The following is a 25,544-nucleotide window of genomic DNA, read 5'->3' on the forward strand; positions in this document are numbered from 1 at the left end:
TCGAAGACAGCGGCTTTTCAAATCTATTCGCTACGCATATACGAGTCCATCACGCATGTGGATCGTACGATCTGATATTCCCGCCAACTCTTCATTATGCGTAACAATAATAAATGTCTGATTCATTGTATCCCGCAGATTAAAAAAAAGCTGATGCAAAGAGGCTGCATTCTCAGAATCCAAATTGCCTGAGGGTTCGTCTGCTAATACCAACGATGGATTATTAATCAAAGCCCGGGCAACAGAAACACGTTGTTGTTCTCCACCCGAAAGTTGGCTCGGCTTGTGCTGCGCCCGATCTGCAACACCAAGAATATCCAATAGCTCCATAGCTCTACGTTCAGCTTTTTGTGTGGCAGTACCATTGATAAAAGCAGGGATACAAATATTCTCAAGAGCTGTAAACTCGGGTAGTAAATGATGAAATTGAAACACAAACCCAATATGCATATTTCTAAATGCACTCATTTCGTTTGATGACAACGTATGTATCGCGGTATCATTGATAAAAAGCTCACCTTTGTCAGCTTTATCCAATGTTCCGATAATATGCAAAAAAGTACTCTTCCCTGCTCCCGATGCTCCAACGATGGAAACTATCTCACCACGCTGCACTTCAATATCAACCCCTTTAAGTATCGGCAATGAACCGTAAGACTTATGAATATTTGTGGCTTTAAGAATCATAATGCGAATTTACTAAAAAGAATCAAAAACCAAGCTCTATAACGACCGCTAGATAGCTATCTTATGGAACAAGCTTTTAATTTTTAACCTTGTTCCATAAGAATAAAAACCCTATTTTTACGTCAAATTTTTTTATCAATGAACATTCACGAATATCAAGGAAAAGAAATACTTAAGAGTTTTGGTGTAAGAGTCCAAGAAGGAGTCGTTGCTGAAACGCCTGAGCAAGCAGTTGAAGCTGCTAAGAGAATGAAAGAAGAATTCAACTCGGATTGGGTTGTGATTAAAGCACAAATCCATGCAGGAGGCCGTGGTAAAGGTGGTGGTGTAAAGTTAGCTAAAAACCATGATGAAGTATTGCAACGCGCTACAGATATCATCGGCATGCAACTTGTTACTCCGCAAACAGGTCCTGAAGGTAAAAAAGTTAATAAAGTGCTAGTCGCACAAGATGTATACTACCCAGGTGAGAGCGAAACCAAAGAATTCTATATGTCTGTTTTGTTAGACCGTGGTACTGGTCGTAACATTATCATGTACTCCACAGAAGGCGGTATGGACATCGAAGAAGTAGCTGAAAAAACTCCTCATTTGATCTTCAAAGAAGAAATCGACCCTAAAGTTGGCCTACAAGGTTTCCAAGCGCGTAAAATCGCTTTCAACTTAGGTTTATCAGGCGCTGCACACAAAGACATGGTTAAATTCGTAGCTGCTTTATATAAAGCTTACGATTCTATCGATGCCTCTATGTTTGAGATCAACCCCGTATTAAAAACATCTGATGATAAAATCTTAGCTGTTGATGCTAAAGTAAATTTAGACGAAAACGCATTATACCGTCATGCGGATATCGCTGCGATGCGTGATGTCACAGAAGAAGATCCAACAGAAGTTGAAGCTGGTGAGTCAAACTTAAACTACGTTAAATTGGATGGTAACGTAGGCTGTATGGTAAATGGTGCAGGACTTGCAATGGCAACAATGGACATCATTAAACTTGCTGGTGGTGAGCCTGCAAACTTCCTAGACGTAGGTGGTACTGCTAATGCAGAAACTGTAAAAGCAGGATTTAACATCATCCTTAAAGATCCAAATGTAAAAGCAATCTTAATCAATATCTTTGGTGGTATCGTACGTTGTGACCGTGTCGCTCAAGGTGTGATTGATGCATACAACGAAATTGGCAACATTCCTGTTCCAATTATCGTTCGTCTTCAAGGAACTAATGCCGCAGAAGCTAAAAAATTAATTGATGAGTCTGGCTTACAAGTTTACTCAGCAATATTACTGAAAGAAGCTGCAGAACTTGTTACAAAAGTATTAGGCGAAAAATAATCTTTCAACATTAAAAAAGGAAAAGGGGTAAAATAAAATTTACCCCTTTTCCTTTTTCTATACTATTTTGTTTTTTATCCCCCCCAAGATACACGAAGGCAAAGAAAATCCAAGAACCGAATAACAATCTTACATTTCCTTACAAAATTCAGAAAAAATCGGAATTCATAGAACAGGTTTTTAACATATGTAAAAATTTATTACTATTATAAAACCGATTTTTGCACGTGACAAAACACTTAATATTTAAAGTCATTATGAACACTATTTTCTCAAAGAAGACAATATTCCGACTAGTTATCATTTGGTTAGTTGTTCTTGTATTTAGTATTTATGGGCACGCCTTCAGCCAAGAGCTGAACCCGCTAAATGGATCTATCTTATTCGTGGTACTATTAAGTACCATCATATTTTCATCTTTTGGTGTGGTAAAAGAAGCTGATGAATTGGCGCACAAACTAGGCGAACCCTATGGAACATTAATCCTAACCCTATCTATCGTCGCTATTGAAGTAATACTTATTTCAGCAGTTCTTTTAGGCCCGGGCGAATCTGCCCAAATAGCAAAAGACTCTATTTTCTCGGTGATGATGATCATCATGAATCTAGTGGTAGGGATATGTTTACTCTTTGGAGGGTTGAAATACGGCGAACAGGAATATAATGCGCAAGGCACAATGACTTATCTCTCGATGATTATCATGCTCTCAGGAATATCTATGTTATTACCAAACTTTATCCAAGGAGCAGGAAACGGAATATTTACGAATATACAAGCTATCGGAATTTCTTTGTTGATAGCCATTCTATACGCCTTCTTTCTTGCTTATCAAATGAAGGGATATAGACATCTATATCTACAACCCGAATCCGGTCACATGGAAATCGTCTATGCACAACGTAATAACAATCGAGAATTGACCGAAGAAAACGGAGAATCTATTGATAAAAAAGAAATTATTCTTCGCAGTGTCTTGCTTATAGCGATGATCCTCCCTATTGTACTCTTGTCTCACCATATGGCCAGCATTGTCGATTACGGAATAAGGACCACACAACTTCCTCCTCTTTTAGGCGGAGTCTTGATTGCTATTATCGTATTCACACCGGAATCGATGACTGCTGTAAAAGCCGCATTAAATAATGAGTTTCAGCGAGCAATTAACCTTTGTCATGGAGCCTTTGTATCTACCGTAGGGCTTACAGTACCGGCTGTACTGACTATCGGATTATTGACTGGTAAGACGGTCGCTTTAGGCCTTACATCAACAGAAACAATATTATTTATTATAACCCTTTTGCTCAGCTTGATGAGCTTCTTAGGTAAACGCACGTCTCCCATATTAGGTATCATGCATATTATCCTATTTTTCTTATTTATCCTTCTAGTATTTAACCCTTAAGTTTAATACCCGACAGACATACGTGCTAAAGGAGCGATATCCTGCCCGACGAAGTCTTTCTTCAGATATTTATGATAACCGGCGATGGCAATCATCGCCGCGTTGTCTGTGCAGTATTCAAATTTGGGAATAAACACATTCCACTTATACCTTTCGCCCATGGCCAATAAATCTTTCCGTAGACCGGAATTAGCAGATACTCCACCTGCAATAGCAATATCTTTTACGCCCGTTTGTTTAGCAGCCTTTTTTACTTTGTTCAATAGAATAGACACTATCCGTTGTTGTACGGAAGCACACACATCATCCCTATAGTCTTCTAAGAAAGATGGATTTTCACTCACTTTGCGTTGTACCAGATATAAAATGGCTGTCTTGAGACCAGAAAAACTAAAATCCAAACCGGGTATCTGTGGCTCAGGAAGGGCAAAAGCCTTGGGGTCGCCCAATTGTGCATACTTATCAATCAAGGGACCTCCCGGATATGGAAGATTCAAAATTTTTGCAGTTTTATCAAATGCCTCCCCCGCTGCGTCATCTAATGTCTGTCCAATCAACTCCATGTCAAAGTAATCCTTCACTAACACGATTTGCGTATGCCCTCCAGACACGGTAAGACATAAAAAGGGAAAAGATGGCTGGGGATTGTCAATAAAATGCGCTAGAATATGAGCTTGCATATGATTAATCTCAATCAACGGAATCTGACGCGCTAGTGCAAAAGATTTCGCAAAGGAAGTTCCAACCAAAAGAGAGCCCAATAAACCAGGTCCGCGCGTAAAAGCTACCGCATCTACATCATTTTTTGTAATTTCGGCCTGTATTATCGCTTGGTCAACAGTCGGGATAATATTTTGCTGATGTGCCCTCGATGCTAATTCTGGGACGACACCACCATATTTCGCGTGAATTGCTTGACTCGCAATAATATTTGACTTAATTTCACCGTCTATACAGATGGATGCTGAAGTTTCGTCACAAGAGGATTCTATTCCGAGGATAATAGCCATTTTGAGGAAGTAATTTTAAAACACAAAAGTATCAAAAAAATACTAAAAATAACGCTAATTACTACTGTCAGTATCCTGCTGCTTATTGTTGCGGCTATTTTTGTCCTACAATTTCAGAGCGTCCAGACTTATCTCTCTCAAAAGGTAGCACGTTATCTATCCAAGGAACTCGATAGCGACATTCAAATCGACTACGTATACTTCAAACCTTTTTCCGCCGTCACCCTCCAAGGATTCGCCATCAAGGACCGGAAAGGAATTCCATTAATGAGCATCAAAGAACTTTCAGCGGATTTGGTATTATCTCAACTATTAAATAATAAAATAATTGTTGAAGAGCTCTATCTCGACGAGGGATATATTAATATTGAACTCTACAAAGACAGTTCAAATTTTTCTAGTCTAGCAAAATACTTCGCTCCAAAAAAAGACAACAAGAAAAAAAAGAAACAACAATTTGGCTTTAGATTAGACAAGGTTGAGTTAGTAAATAATCGCTTTAAACTGCGTAACCACAATTTCAAAAAACGTAATCAGGGTATCAATTTCGCTGATTTAGACGTCAAGAACTTCTCTGCTATTTTCGATAAAATCAGATTAGACTCTATCATTTCAGCAGAGATAACCGACTTTACGTTACTTGAAAAATCAGGACTATCGATTCAAAAACTTAACACCTCTGCTTCTTATAGCAACAAACTAATGGAGTTTAAGAAGCTATACCTAAAAACAAACCGATCGCTATTACAAGATTATGTATGCTTCGAGTACGATAAGATAAATGATTTCTCCGAGTTTCTCACCAAAGTAAATATCACGGGTAATCTCAAGAATTCATCCGTAGACTCCCGTGACATTGAGTTCTTTGCGCCTACTATGCGTCATGTCGTCTTCAAAGCAGATGTACATCGTGCAACACTTAAAGGGACTGTCGCAAACATCAGGGCACGAAATATCCATTTATCGACAGGACAAAATACAGAGTTAATAGGAGACTTATCCATAAAAGGTCTCCCCTATATAGATAAGACAGTATTCATTGCCGACCTAAAAAAGCTTCATACCTCGCCTCAGGATGTGGAAAAAATTGTACCACAACTAGCAAACAAAAAGAACTTTAGTCTTCCGGATCAACTTCACCGTCTTAAGGAAGTTACTTTTGAAGGTACTTTCAATGGTTTCTACAATGATTTTCTAGTAGACGGAATATTTAATACAGCAATAGGCAACCTAAAAACAAAAAGTTACATCGATATAAAGAAGAATTTGAAGTACAAAGGAGAGCTATCGTCAGCCCGTTTAGACATCGGTACCTTTCTTGCTTCGTCCACTGTTGGCAATTCTTCTGTGGAAATAAATTTCGAAGGACAGGGACTGACATTGGATGAATTGGCGCTTCAGTTTTCAGGAAAGATGAACAATAGCGAGTTGTTGAACTACACCTATCAACAGGCCTTAATCAATGGTAATCTAACGAATAAGAAACTAGAGATACAAGGCGATATTGACGATGAAAACCTTAAAGTAGACTATAGATCAACACTGGATTGGGGACAAAGTTCACCTAGTTACCTATTAGATGCCAAAGTACGTCATGCTGCCTTGAATAAACTGAAATTACTCCACAAGGACAGCGTCACCATCCACGAAGCAAACATTAACACAAATCTAATCGGTAATTCTTTAAACACCATAGCGGGGCATTTCAACGCAGATTCTATTGAGCTCTCTACGACAAAAGGAGATTTCAGGATCAAATCTTTAGCTTTTACCGCCGAAGGCAATGAAACCAATAGGACTCTGACGCTAGAGTCGGACGTTTTGGACGCTAAAATGGCAGGTATTATTGACCTTAATACAATCATTCCCTATTTTAAATCATTGGCAATGCGTTATGCACCAGCCATAGGAATTGAAACACAACCTTACAATGTTCAGGATTTCAATTTAGAAGTAAATGTCAAATCATTTAAGCCTATAGCTCCGCTATTGGATCCATCTTTGAACCTTGATGACGGAGCGCACTTAAGTGCTATATTTTCGTCCGAGAATTATACAGCTAGCTTTGTTGCATACAGTCCGACAGTGGTTTATAAGGGCGTCAAATTAACCAATCTATCTATCCAAGAAAAAGCAGACGACCGTGCATTCTCTCTCGATGTGTTAGCGGATCGGATGAGCGTTGGAGATAGCACCTATATTAATAGCATTGCTATCCGCAATGTGCTGGCAAATGATAGCCTATTATTCAATGTACGCATGTCTGAAAAGAGTGCTATCAATCACCTAGACCTTCATGGCAACATACACTTTGCACACAATGCACCTGCATATATAAAATTTAAACCTTCTTCGATTACGATTAACAAAGAAGCTTGGCAACTCAATAATGATGCAGCAATGCGCGTCTCAAAAGGAAAATTTTTCATTTCAAATTTGATTTTAAGTCAGGCTGAACAACGTGTAAAACTCGACGGGGTAGTTTCCAATGAAAATGATAAAATCAACATTCTATTTGACCGTTTCAGTCTAACATCACTCAATGGAATAACCAATCCATTAGGCATTGAATTAAAGGGATTCCTGAGTGGTAATATCGAATTGACTTCCCTTTTTAAAAAACCCTTTGCTTCCGGCAGGATTCAGACTACCCCAATTATTTATAATGGTTTTCCCATCGGACAACTAAAACTAAAAGGTGATTTTGATCCTGACATAGGTACAGCAAATATAGATCTCGCTCTTCTTGATGAACAAGAGAGAGGTATCAATCTCAGTGGTAATTACAATTTTTACGATGAAAATGAGCCCTTAAATTTATCGGGAAAGCTCAAAGAAACGGATTTGATGTTATTTCAGCCTTTCTTAAAAAATCTAGTTTCCAATTTACAAGGAAAAGGTAATGCAGACATCAACATAAAGGGGACTTTCAAAAATCCTAAAATCACGGGATTGGGACGATTTACAAATACATCGTTTACAGTCAACTACCTGAAAACGGATTATTATGTGGACAATCAAATCGCGATGGTTGAAAACAATGCTATAATGCTCCAAAACCTTCAAATTCGAGATAGCAAGAATCAAACTGCAACAGCAAATGGCATTGTCAATCTTTCCAAACTAGCGACCCCCTACATCGACGTTGATGTAAATGGAAACAATTTTATGGTATTAAACACCAATTACAAGGACAATAATCTATACTATGGTACAGCACACGCTACAGGCATGTTCCGCTTCAAAGGTTATACCTCCGCGATTGATATTGATATCAAAGCCAAATCTGAGAAAGGAACTACGCTAACTATTCCATTCAACAGTGCAATGACCGTCTCGGAAGAAAGTGACTTTATCTATTTCATCAGTAAAGACTCTACAGAAAACGAAAAGCAACGTAAAAAATCCCTATTCAAAGGAATTACAATGAATATGGACTTGAGCTTAACAGCCGATGCGGAAATCAATCTACAAACAAATCTAGGCTCCTTGAAAGGAAACGGACTGGGAGAGATAGGTATGAAGATAACCTCTCTTGGCGATTTCGAGATGTTTGGTGATTATACGGTAAATACAGGAAAGTTTCATTTTACAGCACAGGATTTTATCAACAAGTACTTTGATATCCGCGAGGGTGGAACTATTCGATGGACAGGAAAGCCTAGCGAAGCAAATATAAACCTTACAGCTATATATCAACAAAGAACCGCTGTAGGTCCCCTTTACAATGCTGCAGGACGAACTGGAGACGACGAGCGCGTATTGGCGCAAGCCGATATGCTGATAAAGGGAACCTTAGAACAGCCCGATATCACGTTTGATCTTAACTTTCCACAAAATCCGTATATCAAGGATCAACTTCAAAGTTACTTAAGCGATATCAACAATGTCAACCAACAAGCATTAAGTCTAATCGTGCGACGAAGCTTCACACCAAATTCAACAAGTGAGATCGGAAGAGAAGTTAATAGTACGCTTCTATCTGCAGGGACGGAAATTGCTTTTAACCAGCTAAACAATATCATTTCTCAGTCACTCAATGTCAATTTTTTTGATCTCAACATACGTTCGTTCAACGACGCTTCCGCATCTGTCAGACTGCTGAATGACCGCCTCATATTGACTGGAGGTATCACAGACCGCACTAATTATCAAGCAAATGATCTTACTTTTTTTAGGGAGGGAATTACCACCGACGCTGAATTGACCTACCGACTACGGAAGGATGGAAATCTTATTCTAAGAGCATACAATAGACCTTACACCCGAAATTTCCTTATACGTATGAATGACGGAGAGTACATCAGTGCATTTGGTGTTGTATATCGGCAGGAATTCGATTCCTTTAGTGAATTTTGGAGAAAAATGTGGAATTGGGGGTATCGAAAGGAGCAAAAACCAAAAGACGTTTCAAAAAAATAAAAGCTCTCCGTTAGGAGAGCTTTTAAATTATTTAAACTTGCTTGCTAGCGCAGCTAGCTTAGACGCCATGTCTGTTTCTGGCACCTGATGTGTTTCTCTTTTTTCAGAACGCTTACGAGGAGCTTTATCTTCAGTCTTCATAGACAACCCTATACGATTACGTTTTTCGTCCACTTCAGTTACAGTTACCATCACCTTTTGCTGCACCTTCACTACTTCATGAGGGTCGGAGACAAAATGATTGGACAATTGACTTAAGTGTACTAATCCATCTTGGTGTACCCCGATATCCACAAATGCTCCAAAATTCGTAATATTTGTAACTATACCCGGCAATTTCATTCCCGTCTTAAGGTCACCAATAGCATTTACACCATCGGTAAATGAGAACGTCTCAAACTGCTCACGCGGATCCAATCCCGGTTTAGCCAATTCGGTGATAATATCATTCAGTGTAGGCAACCCGACTTCGTCACTGATATATTTTTTCAAATCGATGCGCTGGCGTAGTTGTCCATCTTTCATCAATTCGCCCACTTCAACGCCTAGATCTTTGGCCATCTGTTCTACCAAACGGTATCTCTCAGGATGCACAGCGGATGCATCAAGCGCATGCTCACCATTACGTATACGTAAGAATCCGGCCGCTTGCTCGAATGCCTTGTCGCCCAACCGAGGTACTTTTTTAAGCTCACGTCTAGAACCAAATGGCCCATTTTCTTTTCTATAGTTTACAATCTGCTGAGCCAATGATGGACCGAGCCCTGAGATATATGCTAAAATTTGCTTAGATGCGGTGTTAAGTTCTACTCCAACAGCATTTACACAAGATACTACCGCATCATCCAACGCAGTCTGTAATTTATTTTGATCCACATCATGTTGATACTGACCCACACCTATCGATTTCGGATCTATCTTAACCAGTTCCGCCAACGGATCCATTAATCTTCGTCCAATGGAAACGGCACCACGTACAGTAATGTCATAATCAGGAAACTCTTCACGCGCTGTTTCAGAAGCCGAATAGATAGAAGCTCCGCTTTCATTGACCATAACGAGTGTGACTCCATCCAAACTTAATTTACGAACAAAATCTTCAGTTTCACGGCCTGCGGTCCCATTTCCGATTGCAATAGCCTCTACGTCATATTTTGCAACAAGGTGCTTTACCGTTTTTTCTGCTTCAATAACACCGCCTGCTCCTGTATGAGGAAATATTGCTGTATTCTCCAATAAATTACCCTGAGCATCCAACACAACAGTCTTACATCCTGTACGGAAGCCAGGATCTATAGCTAAAAGTCGCTTCTGACCCAACGGGGCTGCCAGTAAAAGTTGTCTTACATTATCCGCAAACACCTTGATGGCTTCCTCATCAGCACGCTGTCTAGTCAACACACGTACTTCAGTTTCCATTGATGGCTTTAATAATCGTTTATAGCCGTCAATTAAAGCCAACTCAACCTGTTTAGAAGATTCATTATTACCTTTGATATACAGTTTTTCAATACGAGGTAGAACTTCCTCTTCCTCCACTTCGATATCTAAATACAATAACTCCTCTTTCTCCCCGCGACGCATAGCAAGAACACGGTGCGATGGGGCAGAGTTTAGAGACTCATTCCATTCAAAATAATCTTTATACTTTAAAGCTTGTTCTTCTTTACCTGGCACTACTCGTGACACAAATAGACCTTTCTCTAGAAATAACTTACGTACAGTGGCACGCACTTCGGCATCCTCAGCGATAGTCTCTGAAATAATATCTCTAGCACCTGCCAATGCCTCTTCAATGTTGTTGACACCGAGTTCTGTATTTATGTAGTGTTCAGCGTGTGTATCTATTTCGCCCGCATTTTGGTTCAATAGCAATTCGGCTAGCGGTTGCAATCCTTTCTCGCGTGCGACAGAGGCTCTTGTCTTACGCTTCGGTTTATACGGCAAGTAAATATCCTCGAGCGCTGCCATGTTTTCGGCAGACTTAATTTGCGTTTCAAGCTCTGCTGTTAGCTTGCCTTGGTCTTGAATTGATTTTAAGACCGTCTCTCTACGTTTGTCCAGATCACGCAATTGCTGAATTCGGTCACGAATAGCCGTAATCTGCACCTCATCCAAACTACCTGTCAATTCCTTTCGGTAACGAGAAATAAATGGAACAGTGGCACCCTCGTCCAAGAGTTCAATAGTTGTACGGACCTGTCGATCTGTAAGAGACAACTCATTCGAAATAATAATTTCGTGTAACATAAATTGGGATAATCAAATAAGAAAGAGAAAGCTGTTGAAGATTTATTTCAACAGCTTTCCATAAATTTAAAATATAATTTTTAAGCTTGTTTTGTTGGCGCATTCGTATCAGAAGATTCTTCATCTGATTTACTCGCTAATATCTCTTTACCGTCTACAGATTCGGTGGTAGATTCTTCTGACGCAAAGTGGTCATTATAACCATATTTATAATACTCGGTATCATCAACAGGATGTCCTCCCGGATTATGTTGGTACGTATTCTCAGGTGCCGAAAACTGTGGAAACTTTTTCTCAGCAGAGCTGTCAGCAACGACATCCGTATCTGAAGAAACTTCATGTTGTTCAGTGGTTGCTACTTTGTTCTCTGACACGTCAGTTTTTGGCTTGTCTTCTACGGTAACGTCAAGATCTTTTTCAAAATTGTTAATTTGATCTGAAATTTCTCTTTTTATTCCTTCAGAAGCGTCTTTAAACTCCCGAATACCACGACCTAGCCCCCTAGCCAATTCCGGCAACTTCTTTCCTCCGAATAATAATAGTATCACAATTACTATTAAAATCATCTCCTGCGTACCAATATTCAAAAATGCTAATGTCATAACTATAAAACTTTAGAAAGGCTAAGGTAAGTCTATTATCTTTTTACATCAATAGTTTCTTGTAATTATTTGAACACATTTATAACCTAATTTTTCAATTCAAACTTTCGTACCTTTGCAAACTAGTCGAAAAAATATGTTCGGGAATATAAAACTCAATAAATCTTATTACCTGAGTACGATGGCGCTAGCGGGCCCTGTTGTCATTTCTCAATTGGGCCACACATTTGTGCAAACAGCCGACACCATGATTGTAGGGCACTTTGCTGGTACAATTTCGCTTGCGGCAGTTTCTTTAACCCATTCCGTATTTATGGTAGTCTTAGTAATAGGCTTAGGAATCGCCTACGGTCTCACTCCGCTAATTGCCCAAGAAAACGGAAAGTCAAATAAAGAAGAATGTGCAAAACTGCTATCAAATAGTTTTTGGATCAATATCATATCAGGGATACTGCTTTTTTGTGTTGTATATTTTGGTTCCATGTTTGCCATGCAACATGCGGACCAAGATCCTGCAGTCGTAAAGGAAGCTAAACCCTATTTACTGTTGCTCAGTCTATCCATATTGCCTCTGATGACCTTCAATACATTCAAACAATTTGCAGAAGGACTGGGATTTACCAAGCAAGCGATGCAAGTAACTATATGGGGAAATATACTGAATGTAGTCCTAGCGATTATACTCGTAAAGGGAATGTTTGGCATCGCTCCTATGGGAATACGGGGCGTAGGGATCGCAACCTTGATTGATCGGGTACTGATGATGTTGGTCATGATGATCTATGTATTACGGTCCAAACATTTTAAAAGCTATACAGCTCATTTCAAGTTTTTCTCTATTCAGAAAACGAGAATTGTATCCATTCTCAAAATCGGGACTCCAGTTGCATTACAGTATGTTTTTGAAATCGGAGCTTTTGCGGGCGCATCACTCATAGCGGGTAAAATTGGAGCCTTAGAACAGGCGTCACACCAAGTAGCCATCACATTGGCATCTATGACGTATATGATGGCGAGTGGTATTGCAGCCGCTGCTACAATTAAAGTTGGCAATAGCTTTGGTAATAGAAAATATAGCAGACTGCAGAAATTTGCAAAAGTATCCTATCATCTTGTACTGATATTCATGATATGCACTGCAGCCTTGTTTGCTATATTCAATCATCAATTGCCCTACCTCATCAGTAAAGACAGTGCTGTAATACATTTGGCCGCACAACTGCTGCTTATAGCCGGTCTATTCCAATTATTTGATGGCACTCAGGTTGTCGGTTTAGGTATTTTAAGAGGCATGGGGGATGTCAATATCCCAACGGTAATTACATTCATCGCTTATTGGATTATAGGTATACCAGCAGGATATGTAATGGGAATCAACTTTCAGTGGGGGATTCAGGGTGTTTGGTATGGTCTGACACTCGGACTACTAACCTCGTCCATCTTACTAAATATACGATACCGTTATATTACAAAAAGTAAGCTTGTAATTACCGGATAACCATAGATTTCATTAAGCACAATTAATAGCTCCCTCAATATACAACAGGGGGCTTAAATAAGGTATGTCCAAATTTGAGCCACGTAAGATAAACCAGATTCCCATTAACAGATAAAAAACTGGAATTATTGTCGAAAATTTTATCTTAAACATTTTTTTTGTCCATAAAGAAGTCAGAGCGAATAGTAACATGAGTGGAAGTGTCCCTAACCCAAATAAGACCATGAACTGAAAACCCGCTGCTGTGCCATCGGCATTCATAGCGGATGCTAGTGCCATATATACCATACCACAAGGCAACAGTCCATTCAATACCCCTGCAATGAATGCACCCCCAGGTCTGTATAGCCAGCGCCCCATGAGTTTGGCAAACGGTTGAATCGCCCGCGTTTGAAACTGGGCCAATGCCTTAGAATTTTTTGCAAAAAGCTGAGATAAACCTATTATTACAAGGATAACACCTGTCAACAAAGAGAAAACCTGTTGCCAACCCTGCACAGAAGCAATACTTCCTATTAGCGCCAATAACAAGCCCAAAGCGCCATAAGTCAGTATACGTCCAAACTGATAAAGTAACTTATTGAAAGTCTGTTGCCAAGATATTTTTTGATTTCCTTGGATAGCTATCAGAAGTGGCCCACACATCACTGCACAATGAATGCTTCCAAAAAGCCCCATAAAAAATGCCAAATAGTAATATGTCATACCTCCTTATTGTAGAAATAAAGATTGGCTATCCATATAGCTCCGTTCCTTACTCTCCCAAGCCAACTCTAATGTCCAGTTTCCCTTTAAAAAGGTAGAAAGTGGCAACCTAAATACATTGGATGCAGTATAAAAAGGAATTTTCAAATCCAATTTACCATCTGATGGTCTTTTGAAGCTAAGTTCTCCCTTATTGACATCTCCAATAAAAAAGATGGACAGTGTATCTCCTTCTAATTGTAGGCGAGGCTTAGCCCCATCATCCATGGTATTTTGTTTACGCTTATAGACATCATCGTACACCAAGCCCTTTTCGTAGTAATCTTCGTCAACAAGTGTATCAGTATCTTTCGAAACCATATAAATACCTGCACTGGCAATAAGTAGCATGAAACTGCCTAAGCCTACAACTATTTTCATTCCCCAATTCATATCTACTTTATTTTAAGATCCCGAAGGTGAAATAAATGTAGTCTTTAAAGTTTCGACTATTTCTCCCTCTGAAACGACATTTACACGTATATCTGTTTTGTATTTCTCAAAAATACCCTTTTCCCCTATCAAAAAGAAGCTCAGTTTTGCTGATCCATCTTTTGAAAGTTTCCCAACATTATTAACCAACTGAATCGTTAATTTAGAATCTTGGGGAACCAGTTCAAAACTGATTTCCTTTCCACTCTTATTAATCAATTCTAACGTATACAAATTACTGATAGTTCCATCCGTACGAATTTGATAAGTACTTCCTGTAGCACGCAGCAAGGACCCCCCTATTAATGAGCGATTGAAGATCATAAAGCCAAAACCACCAATCAAGAAACACAATATGATTGCGTAAATAATATGACGAACACGGCTTTTTTTAAAGTCTTTCTTTCCCTCGATTTCACCTAAAGAATAAAAACCAATCAAGCGTTTAGGTTTATTGATTTTCTCCATAACGGCATCACAGGCATCAATACACGCCGTACAATTAACGCATTCGAGCTGTATACCATTTCTGATATCTATTCCTGTAGGACATACGTTTACGCATAGGTTACAGTCAATACAATCCCCCTTATGTTCATCATTTTCACCTTTACGTTGCTTACCTCGAGGTTCTCCTCTCTTTTCATTATACGCTACAGTAAGACTCTGATCGTCGAGCAGCACTCCTTGAAATCGCCCATATGGACATATCGTGGTACACACGATCTCTCGGACAAATGCAAACACCGCGTAGAATAACAAAGTAAAAATTGCAATAGCAATCAATCCTCCAATATGACTATCAATAGGGTCAGTGATTATCTTTACCAAAGCCTCCACACCGATAATATAGGAAAGAAAAATGTTGGATATTAGAAACGATATAGCCAAAAAGATAGTATGTTTCAATAACTTTTTCCATGCCCGTGCATCCGTATTCGGCCCATTATTCAATTTTTTCTGTTGCGTCCAATCACCCTCTACCCAATATTCTATACGTCTAAAGACCAACTCCATAAAAATGGTCTGAGGACAAGTCCACCCACACCATACTCGGCCAAAAATAGCAGTAAACAATACGATCCCCACAAGAACAATTAACGTCCCAAACACAAAAATATGAAGGTCCTGAGGAAAGAACATATTACCAAATATCGAGAACTTACGTTCTACGATATTGAACATCACAAAGGGGTTGCCATTAATCTTTATAAAAGGAGCTGCAAATAGAAACAGTAGCAAACTGTAGCCCACATACTGCCGGGCATTGTAAAATGTACCTGATGGCTTCTTAGCGTATATCCAAGTTCTCTTCTTCCCTTCCGAAGGTAATACGGGTCCTTTGTCATTTACTACTGCTTCCATTGCTCCTAATAATTAAACACTATTAAAATTTCTATTTATTCACTGTTGAATCAGTTGCTGCTTCATTGACGTCATCGCTAGAAGCACCCTCAGACTCATAAGCCTTAATCTCAACTCCTTCCGAAGCTTTAGCATTTGCAGGCTTTGTGTCTCTCAGTGTTAAAATATAACTACTCACCTCAGCAATCTGTCCAGGTGTCAAAGTTTGTTCCCATGGAACCATACCCTTTTCTGGCACTCCGTACTTAACCGTCTTAAACACATCTTTAATTTCGCCTCCATGTATCCAAAATCTATCGGTTAAATTAGGCCCGATCCCTCCCTCACCATTAGCGCCATGACAGGCAACGCAGTTAGCTGCAAATATTGCTTTACCAGCCGGAGCCATCGCAGCATCAAACAAAACAGAACTCTCGTCTATTAAGTTTGCCGCCTGAGCAAGATATTCCTGCTTAGCTTTTTCAGCTATAGCCAACTCTTGCACATACTCCTGATCTTGATTCATACCCCATCCAAAAACGTGGTAAACCAAAAGATATACAAAACCGAAAAGTACGGTTGAATAAAACAAAGCATTAAACCAAGTTGGAATAGGGTTGTTCAATTCCTGAATACCGTCATATTCATGATCGATAACCATATCTTTCTCTTCTTCGATAGGGCGAAGCTCCAATAGACTATTCCAGATCCTACCCCACTTCCCTTTTTCCTGAGCCTTGGCTAATCGCTTTTTCTCCTCTTCTTCTTTGACGAGCTCAGGCATCGTGACCCGAAGAATAGATTTCATTGCTTTATTGACCACCAAGGCAGAAAACAACAAGGTGATCATCACGACAATCAATGCCACAATTAGGATATCGCTGTATAAATCGACTGCTCCAAATTTCCATTGGGTAACACCTTCAACAGGTTCAGCAGCCATTAAAAATAAACTCATAATTTCAAATTATCTTCAGATGAACACTTGGTTTCTTTCTCCGACTCGTCAAATGGTATATCCTTCATATATTGGATATAGTCCTTCTTCATAAAAAACAACATGATACCGACCATTGCAAAGAAAATGATGAATATCCATAGTGACGTGATTAGATACATCTCATCACCATTTAAGTTTGTTATTTGCTTAAACATATTTTTTAACTTAATTGAATAACATTCTGTTCTTAATTCTCTGCAGAGACAACCTCATCAGTAGTCTTTACTTCAGCCTTTATATCTGTACCTAAGCGTTGCAAGTAAGCGATAAGGGCTATAATCTCACGATCAGCCTTTACATTCACTTGGTTCGACGCTAAATCCTTAGCAATCATTTGTGCTTGCTTTTCTGCGTTTGCGACAGCATTGTCCACATCCGAATTAGAATATGGCACACCTAGTATCCGCATAGCATTCATTTTAGCAACCAATGTACTGTTGTCCAACTGTTGGTCTATTAACCAAGGGTAAGAAGGCATAATACTTCCTGGAGAAGTGATCGTAGGATCCAACATATGGTCAAAGTGCCATTTGTTGGGATACTTTCCTCCTACACGATGTAAATCTGGTCCTGTACGTTTTGAGCCCCATAAGAATGGCTGATCATAGACAAACTCCCCCGCTTTACTGTACTCACCATAACGTGCCGTTTCAGAACGGAATGGCCGTACAGTCTGGGTATGACAGTTGACACACCCTTCTTTTATATAAAGATCCCTTCCCTGAAGTTCTAAGGCGGTATAAGGTTGAACGCTTTTAATCGTAGGAATGTTATCCTTAATCATAAAGGTGGGTACCATCTCAACAATCCCTCCGATCAAAATAGCAATTAACGCTAACACCATAAATAAAACCGGCTTCCGTTCTAATCGTCTATGTGATGATCTTTCACTAACAGTAACTGGCAATAACGCAGGGGCCTCCGCTGGTTCATCTGCTACAAGTTTCCCTGACTTCATTGTCTTCACCAGATTGTATGTCATAATAATAACACCTGTTAAATACAATGCTCCACCTAATGCACGCATCATATGCATCGGCAGAATTTCTAATGTAGTAGTTAAGAAATTTGGATATTTAAGTACACCTTCTGGAGTAAACTCTTTCCACATTAACCCCTGAACAACTGCTGCCCAATACATAGGTACTGCATAAAATAGGATACCTAACGTTCCAATCCAGAAATGTACATTGGCTAATTTTTTTGAATAAAGCTGAGTTTTATATATGCGAGGCAACAACCAATACAATATAGCGAAGGTCATAAAACCATTCCAGCCCAATGCTCCAATATGAACGTGTGCTACAATCCAATCTGTAAAGTGAGCGATAGCATTCACTTGTTTTAACGAAAGCATAGGACCCTCAAATGTCGCCATTCCATAACAAGTCAAAGCAACAACCATAAACTTCAAGATAGGTTCCGCTCTTACTTTATCCCAAGCACCACGAAGCGTTAATAAGCCATTGATCATACCTCCCCAAGATGGAGCTATCAACATAATCGAAAACACAACCCCAAGAGACTGCACCCAAGATGGTAAAGACGTATAAAGTAGATGGTGTGGTCCAGCCCATATATAAATAAAAATCAACGACCAAAAGTGTAATATACTAAGTTTATAAGAATAGACTGGTCGATTAGCCATCTTAGGCAAGAAATAATACATCATCCCCAAAAATGGTGTGGTTAAAAAGAACGCTACTGCATTATGCCCATACCACCATTGCACCAACGCATCCTGCACACCAGCATACACATAAAAACTTTTCCAAAAACCTACAGGCAACTGGATCGAATTGACAATATGTAAAACTGCTACCGTGACAAAAGTCGCTATATAAAACCACACAGCAACATACATATGACGCTCTCTTCGTTTTATGATAGTACCGAACATATTAATTCCGAACACGACCCAAATCAACGTGATACCTATATCGATAGGCCACTCCATCTCCGCGTACTCATGCGAAGTGGTAAAACCTAAAGGTAGCGTAATGGCCGATGCAACAATAATAAATTGCCACCCCCAAAAATGGATCTTACTCAATACATCACTGAACATCCTCGCTTTCAACACCCTTTGTAAAGAGTAATATACTCCCATAAAAATGGCATTACCCACGAAGGCGAAAATGACCGCATTTGTGTGTACTGGACGCACCCGACCGAAGGTGGTGTATTGCGTCATAAAATTCATCTCTGGCCATATCAGCTGCATCGCTATCAGTAAACCAATAGACATGCCGACGATACCCCAGATAATTGTTGCAATCCCGAAGTTGCGTACAATCCTGTTGTCGTAATTAAATTGCTCTAGCTGCATTACATTTCATATTTGATTATCAATATAAAAGTACATACAAAAATTTGACATTCCAATGATATACAGCTATAATAAAAGTGATTTTCGTCACTTTCTTTTTTTTTACGTATCAAGCAAAAAAAAGAGACATATACGATATATGTCTCCTGATATTTAACCTATTAAAAGGAATTTTCTAAATCCGATACCCGTGCTTTACAGGATTTTCAATGACTTCTTTCACAGAAACAAGCTTGTACACGTAAGAACCAGTCTCCGCGTTCAGACGTAATTTAAAATAGTTATCTTCCTTTTGTCTACGCATTGAAGCTTTCAAACTTCCGCCACCAACATTATATGCTGCTGCAACCAAAGTCCAATCACCAAATTCTTCATAAAGCGATTTAAGATAACGAGCCGCTGCATGTGTAGACTTTAGAAAATCAACACGATCATCTACATTACCATTGACTCGTAATCCATACAACCTCGCTGTGGCTGGCATAAACTGCCAGTAACCTCCGGCTCCTTTATGGGAAGTTACTCGCGGATCAAGTCCACTTTCCACCAATGGAATGTACTTGAAATCCTCAGGTATACCATAAGATTTAAGGATTGCAGCTATTTGCGGAAGATACTTATCAGCTTTTTTGTGCATTTGATAAGACTGTTGTCTTTTAAAAGAAAACTTGGAAAGATATTTACCGAGTTTCTGCTTTACGGTTGTGAGTTCCGTAGGAATACTTTCGTTTGCGAAAGTAAGAGAATTAAAATAATCCTCATTTGAATTTGACGTCGAGCTTATTTTTTCTTCCTTCAACTTTTCAGCGTGCTCTAACATCAATTTTTTGAACGGATTTTCAAAAGAATCCGGTTGCGGATTTGAATACAATCTCGATAAAACCATTATCGAAAAAATTGCACTAATGCATAATACTTTTTTTCTAATCATTCACTCCCTTAATGCTACCCTATCCACGACATCTGTCGATCAAAAAATAGCTTGGTCCATTTATGAAGGGTCAAAGGTATAAACTATTACACTAAAAAACAAACACTTATAAATCCATGCATACAGCGTATATCCAAAAATCGTCCTTTAAAGCAGTATAGGCAAAGAAAATTGAATGCAAAAAAAATTCCATAATTACGTTATTTTAAGTAACTTTGTCCTCTATTTTTATTTAAAAATTATGCCATTCAAAAATCAACGGAACAGTCGAGATGACAACTCCAGAAAACAAAGAAGCAACTCAGAAAACTTCAAATCCAAAGGTGGTTCTGGAAGAAAAAGTACAAATCCTAGAGGCGAAAGCTTCGGTAAATCACCTTTTTCCAAAGACAACAGAGAAGAAAAAACATCATTTGGAAAATCCAGTTTTGGCAAAAGCAGACCCGAAGAAGGAAGATCTTTTAACAAAGGCTCTTTCGCGAAAGGCAGATCTGAAGAAGGAAAGTCTTCTAATAAAAGCTCCTTCTCAAGAAGTGGATCTGAAGAAGGAAGATCTTCTTATAAAAGCTCTTTCTCAAGAAGTGGATCTGAAGAAGGAAGGTCGTTTAACAAAGGTTCTTTCGCAAAAGGCAGGTCTGAAGAAGGAAAGTCCTTTAACAAAAGTTCCTTCTCTAGAAGAGGCACAGATAACGACAGACCCTCAAACAAATCATCTTTCTCTAAAGACCGATTTGAAGATAAAAGATCTACAGGCAAGCCTTCTAAATTTTCAAAATCAAGTTCTTCTGCTTTTGACCGATCTAAGGATGGCGAAACAAGAGAAAACAGAAACTTCAAAACTGGCAGAAAACGTACCTTTAGCGACGAATATAAAGAACAAAAGGAAAACAATGACTTCAAATATTCGGATAAACATAAATTCAGACCAGCTCATAAACCCGCTAACCACGAGGTTGAAGACGATGGGTTAATCCGACTTAACCGATATATTTCCAACTCTGGCATATGTTCCAGAAGAAAAGCAGATGAATTGATTAGTGCAGGAGTAATTTCTGTTAATGGTGAAGCTGTAACTGAATTGGGAACAAAGGTGGATCCTGCTAAAGACGAAATCCGTTATAATAACGAACGATTGAAGCGTGAAAAAATGGTTTATGTCTTATTAAATAAACCAAAAGATTATATTACTACTACCGATGATCCGCAAGAGCGCCGTACCGTCATGGAGCTTGTTGCAAAGGCTACCAAAGAGAGGATATATCCAGTAGGTCGTTTAGATAGAAATACGACAGGATTGTTATTAATGACTAATGATGGTAACCTTGCAGACAAACTATCTCACCCCAAAAACAACATTACCAAAATCTATCAGGTAGAGTTGAATAAAAGTCTTACTCAGGGTGACTTCAATAAAATAGAATTTGGTCTGGAACTTGAGGATGGCTTTATCAAACCAGATGACTTAAGTTATGTACAAGGTGCGTCAAAGCGTGAGGTTGGTATACAAATCCATTCTGGAAAAAACCGAATTGTACGTCGCATTTTTGAATCCTTAGGGTATGAAGTTGTCAAACTCGATCGAGTTGTGTACGCTAGTCTAACCAAGAAGGACTTACCGAGAGGACGTTGGAGATATCTAGAAGAAAAAGAGCTTATTCAGTTGAAACATCTGATAAAATAAAAACTAAAGTCTCGATAATTTCGAGACTTTAGTTTTTTCTGGATCCCTTAGAATACCGGTAAAGATTTGTATTTTTATAGATTAATAAAGAAGAACTATGACAGACCCTAAAACACTCACTTCCGTTGCTGAATTTCATCAAACCTTCCAGCATCCTATACTTGAGACACCTCAGATTCCTTCAGAAAGCAGATGCAAATTAAGGGTTTCTCTAATTGAAGAAGAATTAAAAGAACTTGAGGAAGCAATACAAGATAACAACATCGTAGAGATAGCTGATGCACTATGCGATATACAATATGTATTATCTGGCGCAATATTAGAATTTGGCCTAAAAGACAAATTCAATGCCTTATTTGAAGAAGTACAACGCTCCAATATGAGTAAAGCTTGCAAAAATGAAGAAGAAGCCCTAGCGACACAGGCGCACTACAAAGCAAAAGGAGTAGATTCTTATTATAAAGAAGTTGATGGTAAGTTTCTAGTGTTCAGAGACGGAGATCATAAAACACTTAAATCGGTAAATTACTCTCCAGCAGATCTAAAATCTATTATAGAACAATAAAATTAAAGCGATCATTGATCGCTTTAATTTTATTTATTTAACAATATCCAGCCTTTCTGCTGCACAAGATCTCCATTTTGCTTTCGGTATTTTATAATATAATAATAGGTGCCACCGCTAAGCCCTGAGCCATCCCAAGTATTGTGATAAGCTTTACTTTCGTAAAGACGATCCCCCCAACGATTAACAATAGTCAATTCTAACTGTAACAGTTTCTCTTTATTCACGAATACCAGTTGATCATTATAACCATCTCCGTTAGGAGTCAATACATTACTCAAGACCAATAAACCTTCCCCTAAATTGCTTTCTCCATCTACCGTAATAAAAACCGCGCTTCGAGAGGCCAAACCGAACTCATCAATAACTTCATAAATAAATGAGTCCGAACCGGTAAATTTATTAACAGGTTTATAGCGAACTTCGCCAGAAGGTAAGAATTCCGCAAAACCATTCAAAGGTGCTTCGACAATCTTCGTATTCTCCAAAATCAATTTACCATCGCCAGCTTTATCATTCGACAAGATTGGTATTACAATGCTTTGCCCCTCCTTCATTGTTACATGATCATCTTTAGTTTGAGGCATCGCCCTTAGTATACCGAATTTAGAAAAATAATTTACAGATACATTGGTATACATACTGGCCAGATTTTTCGTGCTATGTTCTCTACCACCCAAGTAATTGGTGGTCGTCAACTTCCACTCATTAGCATCGGAATATTGAAAAATCTCCATGTCGGAGCTTCTAAGTAAGTTCGATTCATCCTTTTCATTATGTTCAAAAGTATAGGTTGTACGTACTTTATGGTCGGCATGCACGCCCCAAATACGATCAATACCTCCCGCTTTATTTGCGAAAGATAAAACACTATTCGTTGATGAATGCTTGATTAAGCTGACAAAAAGCTGGGCCTCTTTCTCCGGCTTGAGAACAACAGAACTATAATCTCCTTCTACCAGTCCTATAGGGAACTCAAAAACAGAATTTGCATACATTTTTTTGGAGAACAAAGAATTAATATTACCGTTAGAGATTATCATTCTCTTTGGAGAAGCATTCTCGAGAACAGCATCCAATCCTAGTGTAAAACAATTACCCCGTAATTCAACACATACACCATCTTCCATCAGACTAAATTTTGAATCGACGCAAAAGACGCCAGGTTTCAATAGTTCTCCCTTTATAAAAGAATGTGTCAGTCTAGCAAGAAGTAAGTTTGCTTGATTACTAAGTTCAATATTAACCTTAATATTCGAATTGCCATTCCCGTCAATCACTGTAGGTGTATTCTCTTGAAAGCGTCCGTCCTTTACTAAAGTTGGTGATACAATCCGAATAGTGCCAGATCCATTAACATGTGCTCTAGGATCAAGAATTATATAAGGAGACTGTACTACCAAGACCCCTTCTACGGAGAGATCCGCATTAGGTCCAAATATTAGTGTATCCGCAGCGATAACCAAAGACTCATTTTTCCGTATCTCCTGAACCTCATCGAAGATCACAGCCTTGCTGTTCTGAGCTTGAGAATAAATATTGAGCGACGCCCCTATCGTCAGCACAACCAAAAATAACCACTTCATAATTCGATATGCTTTTCCGATGAACCAATTATTTATTAATCATCACATACCAATGTTTAAACACCTGAAATGTCAGTTTATCACATTAAAAATAAAAGCACCAAAAATCCTTGCGCACAAATAATATCATTCGAATTACAACAGTAGATAGTCCAGAAACTAATACGTGAACGAACAAAATCAGATATTAAGAATGTTTATCCCAAGAGGGAAAACCTTCTCGTTTTTCATAAGTATACACAAAGAAAGAAAATAAAATGCAGAAAACTATAAAGAATGGAAAAAATATTAAGTGAGGCTTATAGTAACGCCACACTAACTTATTATTATGATTTAGATATTGACCTAAACATTAAAAAACGCTTAAGCTCAACTTAAATACTTTTCGCCTTGTTTTACACCTCGACTTTCCAATCCTTTATCAATATAAGTTTGAATCTTAGATTTGGGGAAACTCCAATTAGGCGCAATTAAAAGCTCTTTATCTGCAATACCGAAAATACGTTGTATAATAATATCAGGCCTCAATAATGGGATAAATTTTGCTAAAAAATCAGTATATTCTTCAATACTAAAAAGTTTGAAAGGTTCTCTCTTGTATTTAACTCCCATAATCGAACCTTCAACAATGTGCAAATGATGTAATTTGACAAACTTAATATGTGGTTGCTTATTAATCTCATCTGCATATCGTAACATCATTTCTTCACTTTCCCAAGGAAAACCAAATATCGTATGCACACAGAGCTCCAACTTCGTACCTTCCAATGACTTCATCGTACTCAAGAACTCTTCGTGCGAACATCCTCTATTAATAAGCTCTAATGTCTCATTATAGATTGATTCCATCCCCATTTCTAAGTCAACGTCCAATCGGTCTGTATAAGATTCCAATAAAGCTATCTTCTCAAAATCCAAACAATCAGGACGAGTACCGACCGACAAACCCACGGTATTCTCAGGATCAATACTAAGCGCCTCATCATACATCATCTTCAGAAGATGAGTTGGGGCGTAGGTATTTGTATTAGGTTGAAAATAGATAATAAACTTCTCCGCCCCATAGCTATTTCTAGCGCGCTCAATGCCATTCTCTACCTGTTCTCTAATACTGGGAATTTTCCTAGCAGTATCTGGGGTAAAAGAATCCACATTACAGTATGTACAGCCTCCATATCCCTTACTACCATCTCGATTTGGACAAGTAAAATTTCCATCAACAATAACCTTAAATACCCGTTGTCCACTATACTTTTCCTTCAAGTATGCTCCGTAATGATTATATGGCTTTACGCCGCTATCTAATAATGTACCCATTGTGGCTACAAAGATAGAGATTAGATAGCACATTTTCCCGTTAATATGAGCTATTTGGTTGTTTTGCTGGTAAATATCCGGCAAACAGCATCTGGATAGGTATATAGCAAAAAAGCCCCTCCAGTTACCTGAAGGGGCTTTGTATAAAAAAAGGCACCGACCTACTCTCCCACCTGTTACGGCAATACCATCGGCTCTGGCGGGCTTGACTTCTCTGTTCGGAATGGGAAGAGGTAGACACCGCCGATATAGGCACCTGAAATAGCTTTTTAATGGTTAATGAGCAATTGTTAATGATTAATGAAGGAAAACCTAATTAACCATTGATAATTATACATCAACAATTATATTGACATGTTATTGAAAGAAAAAGAACAGTCAGAGAAGACAACAGGTCTATCTGCTTGG

19 protein-coding genes and 1 rRNA gene are annotated in these 25,544 nt (G+C 38.7%); 6 read left to right on the forward strand and 14 right to left on the reverse strand.

The window, feature by feature from the left end; genetic code table 11:
- Nucleotides 1-30 precede the first annotated feature (30 nt).
- Entirely contained in the window at nucleotides 31-684 is a 654-nt protein-coding gene (locus B5X76_RS15665) for an ABC transporter ATP-binding protein (RefSeq protein WP_176141103.1), read from the reverse strand.
- Nucleotides 685-825: 141 nt separating this feature from the next.
- Between B5X76_RS15665 and sucC the strand changes: the two genes are divergently transcribed.
- Nucleotides 826-2,022: an ADP-forming succinate--CoA ligase subunit beta gene (gene sucC, locus B5X76_RS15670; RefSeq protein ID WP_079644520.1), complete on the forward strand. Its 1,197-nt coding sequence runs from the start codon at nucleotides 826-828 to the stop codon at nucleotides 2,020-2,022.
- A 257-nt stretch (nucleotides 2,023-2,279) separates the two neighbouring features.
- Entirely contained in the window at nucleotides 2,280-3,425 is a 1,146-nt protein-coding gene (locus B5X76_RS15675; RefSeq protein WP_079644522.1) for a calcium:cation antiporter, read from the forward strand.
- 2 nt (nucleotides 3,426-3,427) lie between these two features.
- Here B5X76_RS15675 and tsaD read toward each other — a convergent pair whose 3' ends face one another.
- Entirely contained in the window at nucleotides 3,428-4,435 is a 1,008-nt protein-coding gene (gene tsaD / locus B5X76_RS15680; protein WP_079644524.1) for a tRNA (adenosine(37)-N6)-threonylcarbamoyltransferase complex transferase subunit TsaD, read from the reverse strand.
- 39 nt (nucleotides 4,436-4,474) lie between these two features.
- Between tsaD and B5X76_RS15685 the strand changes: the two genes are divergently transcribed.
- Nucleotides 4,475-8,857 (forward strand): translocation/assembly module TamB domain-containing protein, encoded by a 4,383-nt coding sequence (locus B5X76_RS15685; protein ID WP_449448517.1) that lies wholly within the window; start codon nucleotides 4,475-4,477, stop codon nucleotides 8,855-8,857.
- A gap of 27 nt (nucleotides 8,858-8,884) precedes the next feature.
- Here the strand turns inward: B5X76_RS15685 and B5X76_RS15690 are convergent, their stop codons facing one another.
- Both B5X76_RS15690 and B5X76_RS22395 read right to left on the reverse strand, forming a co-directional pair.
- Entirely contained in the window at nucleotides 8,885-11,107 is a 2,223-nt protein-coding gene (locus B5X76_RS15690) for a Tex family protein (protein ID WP_079644528.1), read from the reverse strand.
- A gap of 80 nt (nucleotides 11,108-11,187) precedes the next feature.
- Entirely contained in the window at nucleotides 11,188-11,709 is a 522-nt protein-coding gene (locus B5X76_RS22395; RefSeq protein WP_079644530.1) for a Sec-independent protein translocase subunit TatA/TatB, read from the reverse strand.
- A 136-nt stretch (nucleotides 11,710-11,845) separates the two neighbouring features.
- Here B5X76_RS22395 and B5X76_RS15700 point away from each other — a divergent pair, with 136 nt between their 5' ends.
- Nucleotides 11,846-13,207, forward strand: a complete 1,362-nt coding sequence (locus B5X76_RS15700; RefSeq protein ID WP_079644532.1) for an MATE family efflux transporter — start codon at nucleotides 11,846-11,848, stop codon at nucleotides 13,205-13,207.
- Between the two features lie 12 nt (nucleotides 13,208-13,219).
- On the opposite strand, the gene B5X76_RS15705 is transcribed toward B5X76_RS15700, so the two are convergent.
- The 7 genes from B5X76_RS15705 to B5X76_RS15735 all read right to left on the reverse strand — a co-directional run bounded on the left by B5X76_RS15705 (nucleotide 13,220) and on the right by B5X76_RS15735 (nucleotide 19,876).
- A complete protein-coding gene (locus B5X76_RS15705; protein WP_079644534.1) occupies nucleotides 13,220-13,912 on the reverse strand; it encodes a sulfite exporter TauE/SafE family protein in 693 nt (230 codons plus the stop codon).
- A gap of 6 nt (nucleotides 13,913-13,918) precedes the next feature.
- Entirely contained in the window at nucleotides 13,919-14,344 is a 426-nt protein-coding gene (locus B5X76_RS15710) for a FixH family protein (protein ID WP_079644536.1), read from the reverse strand.
- A gap of 12 nt (nucleotides 14,345-14,356) precedes the next feature.
- Nucleotides 14,357-15,748, reverse strand: a complete 1,392-nt coding sequence (ccoG, locus tag B5X76_RS15715; RefSeq protein ID WP_079644538.1) for a cytochrome c oxidase accessory protein CcoG — start codon at nucleotides 15,746-15,748, stop codon at nucleotides 14,357-14,359.
- 31 nt (nucleotides 15,749-15,779) lie between these two features.
- Nucleotides 15,780-16,685, reverse strand: a complete 906-nt coding sequence (locus tag B5X76_RS15720) for a cbb3-type cytochrome c oxidase N-terminal domain-containing protein (protein ID WP_079644540.1) — start codon at nucleotides 16,683-16,685, stop codon at nucleotides 15,780-15,782.
- Nucleotides 16,682-16,882 carry a hypothetical protein gene (locus B5X76_RS15725; protein ID WP_079644542.1) on the reverse strand — a complete coding sequence of 67 codons (201 nt, stop codon included), beginning with the start codon at nucleotides 16,880-16,882 and terminating at the stop codon, nucleotides 16,682-16,684. Before B5X76_RS15725 ends, B5X76_RS15720 begins: the two co-directional genes overlap by 4 nt.
- A gap of 32 nt (nucleotides 16,883-16,914) precedes the next feature.
- On the reverse strand, nucleotides 16,915-19,056 hold the full coding sequence (gene ccoN, locus B5X76_RS15730) for a cytochrome-c oxidase, cbb3-type subunit I (RefSeq protein ID WP_079644543.1): 2,142 nt from the start codon (nucleotides 19,054-19,056) through the stop codon (nucleotides 16,915-16,917).
- Nucleotides 19,057-19,231: 175 nt separating this feature from the next.
- Nucleotides 19,232-19,876 carry a lytic transglycosylase domain-containing protein gene (locus tag B5X76_RS15735; protein WP_245801069.1) on the reverse strand — a complete coding sequence of 215 codons (645 nt, stop codon included), beginning with the start codon at nucleotides 19,874-19,876 and terminating at the stop codon, nucleotides 19,232-19,234.
- A gap of 352 nt (nucleotides 19,877-20,228) precedes the next feature.
- Between B5X76_RS15735 and B5X76_RS15740 the strand changes: the two genes are divergently transcribed.
- Both B5X76_RS15740 and B5X76_RS15745 read left to right on the forward strand, forming a co-directional pair.
- Nucleotides 20,229-21,668 carry a pseudouridine synthase gene (locus B5X76_RS15740; protein WP_079644547.1) on the forward strand — a complete coding sequence of 480 codons (1,440 nt, stop codon included), beginning with the start codon at nucleotides 20,229-20,231 and terminating at the stop codon, nucleotides 21,666-21,668.
- A gap of 97 nt (nucleotides 21,669-21,765) precedes the next feature.
- On the forward strand, nucleotides 21,766-22,233 hold the full coding sequence (locus tag B5X76_RS15745; RefSeq protein WP_079644549.1) for a pyrophosphohydrolase domain-containing protein: 468 nt from the start codon (nucleotides 21,766-21,768) through the stop codon (nucleotides 22,231-22,233).
- Between the two features lie 29 nt (nucleotides 22,234-22,262).
- On the opposite strand, the gene B5X76_RS15750 is transcribed toward B5X76_RS15745, so the two are convergent.
- From B5X76_RS15750 to rrf, 3 genes are all read right to left on the reverse strand, one after another.
- A complete protein-coding gene (locus tag B5X76_RS15750; protein ID WP_079644551.1) occupies nucleotides 22,263-23,819 on the reverse strand; it encodes a T9SS type B sorting domain-containing protein in 1,557 nt (518 codons plus the stop codon).
- 369 nt (nucleotides 23,820-24,188) lie between these two features.
- On the reverse strand, nucleotides 24,189-25,136 hold the full coding sequence (locus B5X76_RS15755; RefSeq protein WP_079644553.1) for a tRNA modification radical SAM protein MnmL/YtqA: 948 nt from the start codon (nucleotides 25,134-25,136) through the stop codon (nucleotides 24,189-24,191).
- Between the two features lie 148 nt (nucleotides 25,137-25,284).
- Nucleotides 25,285-25,396 (reverse strand): 5S ribosomal RNA (gene rrf, locus B5X76_RS15760).
- Between the last annotated feature and the right edge of the window lie 148 nt (nucleotides 25,397-25,544).

Source organism: Sphingobacterium nematocida (assembly GCF_900168125.1).
Taxonomy (GTDB): Bacteria; Bacteroidota; Bacteroidia; order Sphingobacteriales; family Sphingobacteriaceae; genus Sphingobacterium; species Sphingobacterium nematocida.